Here is a 12,386-nt window from a genome sequence, read left to right as displayed (position 1 = left end):
TAACCGCCAGCCGGCACCCTCGATGAGCGTACACTGGACCGCACGCAGCCGCTTTCTTCTGTTCGCCGCCGTGGCCCTGCTCCTCTACAACCTGGGGCGTCAGGGCTACCGCTGGGTGGCGTACGCGGAGGAGCGCGAGGTGCTGCGCCGGCTGACGGAGTCCGTCGACACGGTCGCGCTCGAGGTGATGAGGTCGCAGATCGCGGCCGACAGCCTGCGCGCAGTGATCGAGGCGGCCGATTCCGAGCTCCGCGAGGAGCGCGAAGCGCTCGCGGCGCTGGAGCGGCGCGCGGAGGACAACCGTCTTCCGCCTACGCTTTACGACGAGTATCGCAGCGTCCTCGCCCGCTACAACCAACACGTGGGGGAGCGTAACGCGGTATATGAGCGCTGGCGCGGTGTGGTGTCGCGCAACCACGCCGCGGTGGAACGCTACAACGCGATCGCCGATAGCATTCGCACGGTGGGAGCGAAGATGGGGGAGCCGTACATTCCGATCCCCTCGCCTTCAGAGGTGGCCGTTGAGCACGGCCTCACGCCTCGCTGAAGTACGGCCCTCGTTCCCGGCGGAAACAGACTCAGATTCAAAGGCGCGGGGCGGCACGGATGCGCGCCGCCCCACTTCGTTTATCCGCGTTCCATTCCCGCTCATTCCACTTTTTGTGCCGCTCGATCGACTCCGAGTTCGTTGATCACCGATTCGACTTCTAGCGGCGCAGCCCTCGGGCGAGGGCCTCAGGCGCCGGCGGGCTCATACGTCTCGACGGGAGGGCAGGCGCACACGAGATTTCGGTCCCCGTAGGCGCTTTCGACGCGGGAAACGGGAGGCCAGAACTTGCGCTCCCGACACCAGGGGGCCGGGTACGCCGCCAGCTGCCGCGAATAGGCATGCCCCCACTCGTCCGCGGTCACGACGTCCGCCGGATGAGGGGCGTGCTTCAGCGGATTGTCCTCGCGATCCATCTCCCCGCGCTCGATCTGCCGGATCTCCTCGCGGATGGCGATCATCGCCTCGCAGAAGCGGTCCAACTCCTCCTTGGGCTCGCTCTCCGTCGGCTCGATCATCAACGTCCCAGGCACCGGGAAGGAGACGGTGGGCGCGTGGAAGCCGTAGTCCATCAACCGTTTGGCAATGTCTTCCACATCCACGCCGGCGGAGGCTTTGAGCCCGCGGGTGTCCAGGATGCATTCGTGGGCGACGGTTCCGTTGGCGGCCCGGTACAGCACCGGGTAGTGTGCCTCCAGTCGACGGGCGATGTAGTTCGCGTTCAGGATCGCTACCTCGCTCGCCCGCTTCAGCCCCTCCGCTCCCATCAACCGGATGTAGACCCACGAGATCGGAAGGATGCTCGCGCTGCCCCAAGGAGCCGCGGCCACGGCATGGCTGTCCTGGCCGTGGATGGGGACCACGGGGTGGCCGGGGAGGAAGGCCGCGAGATGGTCCGCCGCGGCGATCGGCCCCATGCCGGGTCCGCCCCCTCCGTGCGGAATGCAGAAGGTCTTGTGCAGATTGAGGTGGCAGACGTCCGCGCCGTAGTCACCCGGCCGGCAGAGCCCCACCTGAGCGTTCAGGTTCGCGCCGTCCAGGTAGACCTGTCCGCCGGCCGCGTGAACGATCTCGCATACCTCCCGGATCGACCCCTCGAAGACCCCGTGCGTGGACGGATAGGTGATCATGAGCGCGGCCAGCCGCTCCGCGTGCTCCCGCGCTTTGGCTCGCAGATCCTCCACGTCCACATTGCCGTTGGCGTCGGTGCGCACTACCACCACGCGCATTCCCGCCATCACCGCGCTGGCGGGGTTGGTCCCGTGCGCGGACTGGGGTATGAGGCAGACGTCGCGCTGCTCCTCGCCGCGCGCCGCGTGGTAACGTCGGATGGTCAGCAGCCCGGCGAGTTCCCCCTGCGAACCCGCGTTCGGCTGCAGCGAGACGTGCGGCAGGCCGGTGATCTCCGCCAGCTGCCTGCGCAGCTGCTCGAAGAGGATCTCGTATCCGGCCGCCTGCTCGGCCGGGGCGAAGGGGTGAAGCTTCGCGAACTCCGGCCAGGTGATGGGGATCATCTCGGCCGTGGCGTTGAGCTTCATGGTGCACGAACCGAGCGGGATCATCCCGTGCACCAACGAGAAATCCTTGCTCTCGAGCGACCGCATGTAGCGCAGGAGCTCGGTCTCGGAACGGTAGGTGTTGAAGACCGGGTGCGTGAGGAACTCCGAGGTGCGGCGCGTCGCCTCCGGCAGACCGGAAGGGGCGCTCTCCACGAGCGACTCGACGGCGAAATCGGCAGGGCGACCGTCGTTGAACACCTCCAGCAGATCGGTCACGTCCCGGCTGGTGGTGGTCTCGTCGAGCGCGATCCCCACCGTCGTGTCATCGATGCGGCGCAGGTTGATCCTGCGCGCGAGCGCCGCCCGGATCGCCTCGTCCGCGCCTTCGCGCGGGCGTACAGCGAGCGTGTCGAAGAACCTATCGTGCACCACTTCGTTGCCCAGGCGACGAAGCCCCTCTGCCAGCGCGCAGGTGAGACGGTGCACCCGGTAGGCGATGCGCTCCAGGCCGGCGGGCCCGTGGTAGACCGCGTACATTCCCGCGATCACCGCCAGGAGCACCTGCGCCGTGCAGATGTTGCTGGTCGCCTTCTCCCGCCGGATGTGCTGCTCGCGGGTCTGCAGCGCCATGCGCAGCGCCGGGCGCCCTGTGGTGTCGCGCGAGAGGCCGATGATGCGGCCGGGAATCTGGCGCTTGAACTCCTCGCGGGTAGCGAAGAACGCGGCGTGTGGTCCCCCATAGCCCAGCGGAACGCCGAAGCGCTGCGAGTTCCCCACGGCGATGTCCGCCCCCAACTCGCCCGGCGGCGCGAGCAGGGTGAGGGCCAGCAGGTCCGTCGCCATCGTCACCAGCGCGCCCGCAGCGTGCGCCCGCTCGCAGACCGCGCGCAGATCAGCAACCCGTCCGTCGGACGCGGGGTACTGCAGGAGCACCCCGAACACCTTCTCCCCGATCTCCTCCTCTAGCGGATTCCCCAGGCGCAGCGCGATGCCGCGCGCTTGCGCGCGGGTGCGGACCACGTCGATCGTCTGCGGATGGCACTCAGTGGACACGAAGAAGACCTTACGCGAATCGCTGCCCCGGACGGCGTAGCTCATGGCCATCGCCTCCGCCGCGGCCGTCGCTTCATCCAGCAGGGACGCGTTGGCGATCGGGAGCCCGGTGAGGTCGATCACCACTGTCTGGAAGTTCAGCAACGCCTCCAGCCGTCCCTGAGCGATCTCCGCCTGGTAGGGCGTGTAGGCGGTATACCAGCCGGGATTTTCCAGGATGTTGCGCTGAATGACGGGGGGCGTCACGCAGTCGTAGTATCCCATCCCGATGTAGGAGCGGAAGATCTGGTTCTTCCCGGCGATCTCGCGCAGCTCCTCGAGGACCTCGTGCTCGCTCACTCCCGGGGGGAGGTCGAGCGGCCGGCCCAGCCGGATCTCCGCCGGCACCGCAGCGTCCACCAGTGACTCGAGCGAGTCGAATCCAAGCGTCTCGAGCATCTCGTCGATGTCGTGTGGACGAGGGCCGATATGACGCGAAGTGAAATCGTCGTGCGTGCTTGCGAGGCTGTCTTCCACGTCGGGTATCTCTGCGCGGGGCGGCGATTTGGGAGCGCAGAATCTATCGCTGGTCGGCCGCGGTCGCCATCCTGCCAGGTCAACTTCCGGAGGGTAAAGGCGTTCTTCGAAGTAAACACCCACCACCAACGAAGTTGGCGCCTACCCCGGAGGCAATCCCATGCCAACCGATGGAAGCCTTTCGCATGCGGTCGATGGGCCTACCAGCTTGCGCTGCCAGGCTTGCTGCTGGGTGCCGCGTGCGCCGAGACTCCTTCGGCCCCGCAACCGTTGGCGTCTCTGCCCCGCGAGCTGACTGTGGCCGAGCAGCAGGTCATCGCCCACGGGAACGACTTCACCTTCGACCTCTTCCGCGCGAGCGACCGCGAGTTCGGCGACCGGAACCTCTTCCTGTCCCCGTTCAGCGCATCCCTGGCTTTGGGAATGACGATGAACGGCGCCCGCGGTGAGACGCTCGCGAAAATGCGACGCGTCCTCGGCTTTGGCGAGCTGGAACTGCAGGCCATCAACGAATCGTATCGCGACCTGATCGGCCTGCTCCTCGAGCTGGATCAGTCGGTGTAATTCCGTATCGGCAACTCGGTCTGGTACAGGGAGACCTTCCCCTTCGATCAGCCGTTCCTCGACACCGTCGACGAGTACGTGATGTTCCTGATCAACGCCCTGTACTTCAAGGGGTCGTGGACGCAGCGGTTCGATGCTTCCCGGACACGGCTCGAGCCCTTCCACGGGGAAGACGGGTCGGTCGTCCAGGTGCCTACGATGCAGGGCATGGTGGAGATCGGGCACCGAGTGACGGATGACTATCGGGTGATCGATCTGCCATACGGTCGAGGAGCCTTCAGTATGACGATCCTGCTGCCGCACGAGCCGGGCGGGATCGACGAGCTGGTCGCTTCGCTCGACGTCGGCCAGTGGGAAGCTGCCGTGATGAATCTCACCGAACAAGAGGTCGAGGTTCATCTACCGCGCTTCCGCATCGCGTACGAACAAAAGCTGAACGATGCCCTGAAGGGTCTGGGGATGGAGCTGGCGTTCGTCTTCCGCGCGGCTGATTTCAGCGGAATGTCGGCCACCCACGGGCGGTTGCTCTACATCGACGAGGTTCTGCAGAAGAGCTTCGTGGATGTGAATGAACAGGGGACGGAGGCGGCGGCCGCAACGAGCGTGGGGGTAAAGATCGGATCGGCTCCTGCCCCTATCCGAGTCGACCGCCCGTTCGGGTTCGCGATCCGCGAACGGTTTTCCGGGACGATTCTCTTCATCGGTAAGGTGACGGATCCCTCCTGAGGCGGCCGGCGGCATGCCCGCCGGCCGCTTGACCCTCCATCCGCACCCGTCTATTCTCTGCTCTCCCGCCGCCGTTCGAAGCGGGAATGGACGGATGCGTGTTCTGCACTACAAGGTGGAGGCCCCATGTCGAAGGTCCCGCAGGAGCTGCTGTATACGCCCGAGCACGAGTACGTGCGCCGGACGGAGGAGGAGGGGGTGGTGGCGGTCGGCATCACCGACTATGCGCAGGACCAGCTGGGGGACGTGGTCTTCGTCGAGCTCCCCAAGGTGGGGGCCCGCTTCGGGCGGATGGAGGTGTTCGGGACGATCGAAGCTGTGAAGGCGGTGTCGGAGCTCTTCTGCCCCGTCTCCGGGGAGGTGATCGAAGTGAACGAGGCGCTGGACGCCGACCCCGCCCTGGTGAACACCGATCCCTACGGCAACGGCTGGATGATTCGCCTGCGCGTGGAAGACGAGTCCGAGCTCGCCGGGCTGCTGGACGCGGAGGCGTATGAGAAGCAGATCAGTTAGAGAAGCTAGAAGCGAGAAGCTGGAAGCCAGAATTCGCTGGTGCAGTATCGAGATTCCTTCTAGCTTCCAGCTTCTGAATTCTAGCTTCCCTTCTAACGTCCCGATCCTTTTAACCTTCAGCGTATTCCGAAGATGGCCACCCTCACCTGGCACGGACACGCGTGCATCTCGCTGGAGACGGACGAGGGGACGCGCATTCTCTTCGATCCGTTCCTGACGGACAATCCAGCGGCCGACATCCGGCCGGACGACATCGATCGGCTCGACTACATCCTCGTCTCCCACGGACACTTCGACCACTTCATCGACTGCATCCCGCTGGCGAAGCGCACCGGCGCCACGGTCGTCTCCACTTTCGAGCTGGTGACCTTCTGCTCGAATCAGGGCGTGGAGAAGGTCCACGGGATGAACATCGGCGGAGGCCATCGGTTCCCCTTCGGGCGGGTGAAGCTGACGCCGGCACTGCATACCGGTAGCATCGCGGGGGACGATACCGGCGCCTTCACCACCGACTGCTGCGGCTTCCTGCTCGAGCTGAACAGCGGGAAACGGGTCTATTACTCGGGAGACACCGCCCTCATCAAGGATATGGAGCTGCTCTCCGGCTCCGTCGACGTGGCTCTGCTCCCGATCGGCGACAACTACACCATGGACCCCGCCGACGCGGCCCGGGCCGTCGAATTCATCCAGCCGCGCGTGGTCATTCCCGTGCACTACAATACCTGGGACCTGATCGCGCAGGACCCGGAAGAGTTCCGCAGGTTGGTGGGCGAGAGGGCGGAGGTCGTCGTCTTGAAGCCGGGGGACAGTTACGAAGTTTGAATTACAAATTACGAATTACGAATTACGAGCTTGCGGTCATCGCGGGAGCCAAAGCCCCTTCCCCAGCGAAGCGAGGAATCCCGCAGGGCATGGGTTTCCGAGGTATCTTCCCTTCGGTCAGGATGACTGTGCCGGGCAAGTAATTCGTAATTCGTAATTCGTAATTCGTAATTCAACCTCCAAAATTCAAAATTACATCAAGAATTGAAGCTTCGCTTCCTCGACACGCCCCCCGCGCCCGGGTCGTATAATATGGCCGTGGACGAGGCGCTGATGGAGTCGGTGCGCGAGGGGGGGACGCCGGTACTGCGGTTCTATCGGTGGGAGCCGCGCTGCCTCTCATTCGGGCGGAATCAGCCGGCGGTGGGATGGTACGATCGGGAGCGGATAGCCGCGCTGGGGCTGGACGTGGTGCGGCGGCCTACGGGTGGGCGGGCGGTCGTGCACGCGCGCGAGCTCACCTACGCAGTGGTGGTGCGCGATCACAGCCTCGGCGGCCCGCGGGAGAGCTATCGCTCGATCAACCGCGCGCTGGCCGCGGGACTGCGGCGGTTGGGCCTGGATGCGCGGATACACGCCTCAGCGGTGGCGCGGGCGGCGGTCCCCTCCACTAACCCCTGCTTCGAGGAGCCGGCAGAGGGGGAGGTGGTGGTGGCGGATCGCAAGCTCGTCGGGAGCGCGCAGTGGCGCCGTGCGGGGGTGCTCCTCCAGCACGGCTCCCTTCTGCTGGCGGACGACCAGCAACTGCTGGCGAGCGTCACCCGTAATGGCCAGCCGGCAGGACTCCCTCCGGCAACCCTGGCCGAGCACCTGGCAGAGCTCCCCGATTGGACGACGCTGACGGCCGCGCTCCTGGCCGGGTGGACGGAGGTCCTGGGGGCCGATCTGCAGCCCTCGGAGCTGTCCTCTAAGGAGCTGGCACGAGTCCGCGAGCTGGTCGCAAAGCACAGCGATCCGGAATGGATCTGGCGAAGCTGAGCGGCCTTAGCCCGCTGCGACTCTCCACTGACGCCCCCACACACGTCCCGATGCCCTCGATTTCTAGTGTCCTCCCTGCTCGGATGTGCCCGCTGATGCTCGGCTTGTTGGCCGCCTGCAACGGGGCGGACGCGCCGCGCGAGGAGGTGACGGGCGAGCCGCAGCCGGGCGGGACCGCGATCATCGCCACCCTCACCGATTTTCAGGCCTTCAACCCGGTGGTGAACACGAGCATCCTCACCGACGAGGTGATCAAGCAGATGCTCTTCACCCCGCTGATCCGCTACGACGAGTCTCTGTCCCCTCAGCCGTATCTAGCCGAGTCCTGGGAGCTGACGGACAGCAGCGTGACCTTTCACCTCCGGGATGACGTTCGCTGGCACGATGGCGAGCTCGTGACGGCCGAGGACGTGAAGTTCACCTTCGACCTGGCGAAGAACCCGGAGACCGCCTCGCTGCTAGGATCCGCCTACCTCAACCAGGTGAGGTCCGCCACCGTGATCGACTCGTTCACGGTGCGCTTCGACTTCGATGCACCCCATGCCCAGGCGCTGGACGGTTTCTGGTGGGCGCCCGTCCCGCGGCACCTGCTGGCGGACGTTGCCCCGGCGCAGATGAGCCAGGCGCCGTTCAACCAACGCCCCGTGGGCAGCGGCCCGTTTCGTTTCGTCTCCTGGGAACGCAACCAGCGCCTCGTGCTGGAGGCCAACGACTCTTTCCCTGCGGGCCTTGGCGGGCGGCCCTATCTGGACCGGGTGGTCTTCCGCGTGATCCCCGAGCCGACCACCATGATCACCGAGCTGCTCAACGGCTCGGCCGATATGATCGGCTACACCCTGTTGCCTGATCAGGCGATCCAGCTCGAAAACCAGCCGGGGGTCGAGCTGCGCCACTACCCGTCGCGTGAGTTCACCTATATCGGCTGGAACAACCAGAATCCGCTGTTCTCCGATGCTCGGGTGCGGAGGGCCCTCACCATGGCCATCAACCGGCCGGAGCTCATCCGGGCTCTGATGCATGGGCTGGCCGCCCCGGCCTCCGGGATGATTCCGCCATGGAGCCCGCTGGATCCCGGGCTTGAACCGCTCCCCTACGACCCCCAGGCGGCTGCACAGCTGCTCGCCGAAGCCGGGTGGAGCGACAGCAACGGGGACGAGGTGCTCGATCGCGACGGCAGGGCCTTTCGCTTCACCCTGCTGGTCAACTCCGCCAACCGCATGCACCAGGACCTCGCGACCGTCATCCAGCAGGGTCTGCGGGCGCTCGGCATTGCCGTGGATCTCCGCACCATCGAGTTCCAGACCCTGCTGCAGCAGCACCGCAACCGCCAGTACGAAGCGGTCATCTCCAACTGGACGCTGGATACCTTCAAGGTCGACCCCACCCCCCTGTTTACCTGTGCCCAGGCGCGTCAGCCGGGATCTCCCAACCGCGCGGGCTTCTGCGACCCCGGCGTCGACTCTCTCATCGAGCAGGGACTGCGCACCACCGATCCGGCGCAGGCCGCACCGATCTGGGCCGAGTTCAGCGGTCGGCTCCAGGAGCTGCAGCCGATCACCTTCCTCTTCTGGAGTGAGGACCTGGCCGGTGTGGGAGAACGCGTGCAGAACATTCAGACCGATGTCCGCAGCAAGATCGTGAACATCGATCGCTGGTGGATCCCCGCCTCCCGACAGTAAGGATGGAACTCTGATTGGCAGGGTCCGGTACGTACGGGTACTCCGCGGCGGGCTCTTCGTCTACTTCGCTTTCGACTAAACCTTTCAGGAGTACGGGATTGGCGCGCTATCGACACCTGATGGCGGTAGGGATGGTATTGTCGTCGCTCGCCGCGTGTGGAGATGGGCCAGGGGGCGGCGGCGATACCTTCGCAGAGCTGGAAACAGCCGTGGCGGAGGAGGATCGCTATGGGGGGACTGCCGTGGTCGCCACCATCAACGACATTCCGGACATCAACCCGCTTACCGCAACCGACCACAACTCGGCTCAGCTGCGCATGTTCGTCCTGTTCATGCCGCTGATCCGGTATGATGAGAACTTCGAGCCGGTCCCCTACCTCGCCCGTTCCTGGGAGCTGAACGAAGACACCTCGGCCATCACCTTCCATCTACGCGACGACGTCTACTGGCACGATGGGGTGAAGACGACTGCGTACGACCTGGAGTTCAGCTACGCGATGGCGACCACCCCGGAGACAGGCTATCCGAATACCGCCTTCTGGACGCATTACGGGGAAGGGGTGGCCGTAGACTCGTTCACTTTTCGGGTGGAGATGGAGCCCCATGCGGACTACATGGATCCATGGCGTTCCTTCGCCCCGGTGCCACGCCATATCCTGGAGGGAGTGCCGCCAGCGGAGCTCCGCAATCACCCGTTCTCCACGCAAGAGCCGGTGGGGAATGGTCCGTTCCGCTTCGTTTCGCGCACGCTGGGGCAGAACTGGGTGTTCGAGGCGAACGAGGACTTCCCTGAGGAGCTCGGGGGGCGCCCGTACCTCGACCGATTGGTGTATCGGTTCATCCCCGAACCCACCAGCTTGCTGACCGAGCTGTTCACGGGATCGATCGACTATTATATCGCACCCGTCGCGGACCAGGCCGCGCGAATCGAGAGCCACCCGAATACGCGCCTGGTATCCTTCCCCGATCGCGCCTTCCTGGTCATCGGCTGGAACGAGCGCCGTCCGCCGTTCGACGACGTGCGCGTTCGTCGCGCGCTGACGATGGCCATCGATCGACAGGGAATCATCGACGGAATCGTTTACGGCTACGGCCAGCTTGCGAACTCGACTGTACCGCCTTTCTTCTGGCAGTACGATCCGGAAGCGGGGAGTGACCTGAAGTACGATCCCGAGGCGGCTCGCGAGCTCCTCGCGGAGGCCGGCTGGGAGGATCGCAACGGGGATGGGATCATCGAGAACGAAGCCGGGCAACCCTTCCGCTTCGTGATCAAGACCAATCAGGGCAACCAGCTCCGAGCCGACATCGCGGCGAAGGTCCAGTCGGATCTGCGGCGGGTCGGTATCGCGGCTGAGTCGCGGGTCGTGGAGTGGGGGACCCTGCTGAACCAGATCCAGACCCCCGACCTGCGTGATTTCGACGCGGTGATCATCGGGTGGGTGACCGAGTTCCGGATCGACGACACAGACCTGTTCCACTGCGACAAGCGTGACGATCCTTTCCAGTGGGTCGGCTACTGCGACCCGGAAACGGATCGCGTGCTGGAAAAGCTCCCGACCGTAGTGGATCGGGAAGAGGCGAGGGCGCTCTGGGTAGAGTACCAGCGCAAGATCGCACACGATCAACCGTTTACCTTCCTGTACTTCCAGGAGCGGCTCGAGGGGGTCCACGAGCGGCTGCGGAACGTGAATCCTGACGCGCGAGGGGACTGGGTGGGGGTCGACCGATGGTGGATCCTCCCAAGCATGCGTCGCGGAAACTGAGCGGACCGGAGAGGAAGACGATGCCACGCACCGCCAGGGGATTGTTGGCCGCCACGGTCTTGTTGATATGGGCCGGTTGTGGAAGGGATGCGGCGAGTGGCGGTTCCGGAGGGGATGGAGATCCGGTCTCTGGCGGCACGGTCGTCATCGCCCAGAACTCCGACATGGCTCAACCGCTGGCCACCCTTTCCCAGGGCGGCCTCGACGCGACCCTGCAGGATGTGTTGTACATGGGCCTGCTGCGAGGCGAGTGGGCGGACGGTCGCGTGCGGTACGTCACCGCGGACGAGAGCCCCATGGCCCTGGCGCGCTCCTACGAGTACGTCGCACCCGATTCAACCGGCATCCGCTTCCACATGCGGTCGGATGTGCGCTGGTCGGACGGCACACCCATCACCGCGCACGATGTCGTCTTTACCTACCACATGCTCCGCGACCCCATGGTCGCGTCTCCGCGCCAGGATTATACGGAGCACATCGAGGAAGTGGTGGCCGAGGACGATTCCACCGTGCTTTTCCGCTTCCGGCGCCGCTATCCGGAGATGCTGTTCCACTCGACGCACGGCATCGTCCCCCGGCATGTGTACGAGTCGGTGCCGCCGTCCGAGCTGGCGACGCACCCGAGCGTTCGCAATCCGGAGAACGGCGGTCTGGTGGTCAGCGGACCCTATCAGATCGCCAGCTGGTCCCGAGGGCAGCAGGTGGTTCTCTCGCGCAATCCGCACTTCCAGCCGGCCGGGTATCTCGACCAGATCGTTTTCCGTGTGATTCCGGACGCCACGACCCGGATCGTGGAACTGCAGACCGGCACCATTGACTGGGTGAACGGGGTGGGCTTCGAGCATGTGCCTATGCTCCGCCAGCAGGCTCCGCAGATTCGCTTCGAAATGGAGGAGAAGCGATTCTACGACTACATCGCCTACAACCCCAACTCGTTCGAGGCATTCGCCGACCCGGAGATCCGACGGGCGCTGGGAATGGCAATCAACGTCGAGGGGATCCTCGAGGCGCTGCAGATGACGGAGTTCGCGGTCCGGGCCAGCGGGCCGTACCCTCCGATCTTCGCGGATCTCTATGATCCGCAGATGACGCCGCTGCTCCCGTACGATCCCGATCAGGCACGGGAGATCCTGTCCCGCAAGGGATGGGTGGACAACAACGGCGATGGCATCGTCGAGAAGGACGGTAAGCCGTTCCGTTTCACGCTGGTAACCAACTCGGGAAATCAGCGTCGCGCCGACGTCTCACAGATCGTACAGCAGCAGTGGCGGCAGATCGGCGTGGATGCTCAGCTCCGCTCCCTCGAGTTCAACACCTTCATGGACGCGCTGGTGAGAGAGGATTACGAGGCAGCGCTGGGCGGATGGGGCGTGCCGCTCTCGGCTGACCTCACCGGGATGTGGAGCCCGGAGTCGCCGTTCAACATCGTCTCCTATGCTAACCCCGAGGCTCAGCGGCTCTTCGAGCTGGCACTGGCGCAGCCGACGGAGGAGGCGGCCATCCCCTACTGGAAGCAGGCAGCCGCCAAGCTCGTGGAGGACCAGCCCTACACCTGGCTCTTCTACATGGACCAGGTGAACGGGATCAACGAGCGGGTTCGCGGGGTGAAAGTGAACACCTTCGGTCCCTACCAGAATGCCTGGGAGTGGTGGATTCCCGAGGACCAGCAGCGCGGGGGCTTCGCGCCCGCCACCACGGACACGACCGAGTAAGACCTAACTTCAAC

The 12,386-nt window shown here is 65.1% G+C and carries 10 protein-coding genes; 9 read left to right on the top strand and 1 reads right to left on the bottom strand.

What is annotated here, in order from left to right:
• Nucleotides 1–22: 22 nt before the first annotated feature.
• Entirely contained in the window at nt 23–547 is a 525-nt protein-coding gene (locus VF167_10065; protein ID HEX6925769.1) for a hypothetical protein, read from the top strand.
• Between the two features lie 188 nt (nt 548–735).
• Here VF167_10065 and gcvP read toward each other — a convergent pair whose 3' ends face one another.
• A complete protein-coding gene (gene gcvP / locus VF167_10060; protein ID HEX6925768.1) occupies nt 736–3,615 on the bottom strand; it encodes an aminomethyl-transferring glycine dehydrogenase in 2,880 nt (959 codons plus the stop codon).
• A gap of 270 nt (nt 3,616–3,885) precedes the next feature.
• Between gcvP and VF167_10055 the strand changes: the two genes are divergently transcribed.
• The 8 genes from VF167_10055 (at nt 3,886) to VF167_10020 (ending at nt 12,372) form a co-directional block, all read left to right on the top strand.
• Nucleotides 3,886–4,179 (top strand): serpin family protein, encoded by a 294-nt coding sequence (locus VF167_10055; protein HEX6925767.1) that lies wholly within the window; start codon nt 3,886–3,888, stop codon nt 4,177–4,179.
• Between the two features lie 81 nt (nt 4,180–4,260).
• The gene (locus VF167_10050) at nt 4,261–4,905 is read left to right on the top strand and encodes a serpin family protein (GenBank protein HEX6925766.1); all 645 of its coding nucleotides are present in this window, start codon (nt 4,261–4,263) and stop codon (nt 4,903–4,905) included.
• Nucleotides 4,906–5,031: 126 nt separating this feature from the next.
• A complete protein-coding gene (gene gcvH, locus VF167_10045; protein ID HEX6925765.1) occupies nt 5,032–5,418 on the top strand; it encodes a glycine cleavage system protein GcvH in 387 nt (128 codons plus the stop codon).
• A 132-nt stretch (nt 5,419–5,550) separates the two neighbouring features.
• Entirely contained in the window at nt 5,551–6,240 is a 690-nt protein-coding gene (locus VF167_10040) for a metal-dependent hydrolase (protein HEX6925764.1), read from the top strand.
• 204 nt (nt 6,241–6,444) lie between these two features.
• Nucleotides 6,445–7,218 (top strand): biotin/lipoate A/B protein ligase family protein, encoded by a 774-nt coding sequence (locus VF167_10035; GenBank protein ID HEX6925763.1) that lies wholly within the window; start codon nt 6,445–6,447, stop codon nt 7,216–7,218.
• A gap of 95 nt (nt 7,219–7,313) precedes the next feature.
• The gene (locus VF167_10030; GenBank protein ID HEX6925762.1) at nt 7,314–8,897 is read left to right on the top strand and encodes an ABC transporter substrate-binding protein; all 1,584 of its coding nucleotides are present in this window, start codon (nt 7,314–7,316) and stop codon (nt 8,895–8,897) included.
• A gap of 98 nt (nt 8,898–8,995) precedes the next feature.
• Entirely contained in the window at nt 8,996–10,660 is a 1,665-nt protein-coding gene (locus VF167_10025; GenBank protein ID HEX6925761.1) for an ABC transporter substrate-binding protein, read from the top strand.
• Nucleotides 10,661–10,680: 20 nt separating this feature from the next.
• A complete protein-coding gene (locus tag VF167_10020) occupies nt 10,681–12,372 on the top strand; it encodes an ABC transporter substrate-binding protein (protein HEX6925760.1) in 1,692 nt (563 codons plus the stop codon).
• Nucleotides 12,373–12,386: the final 14 nt, after the last annotated feature.

It is taken from the genome of Longimicrobiaceae bacterium (assembly GCA_036375715.1).
Classification (GTDB): Bacteria; Gemmatimonadota; Gemmatimonadetes; order Longimicrobiales; family Longimicrobiaceae; genus DASVBS01.
This window is presented reverse-complemented; position numbering and strand designations above follow the sequence as displayed.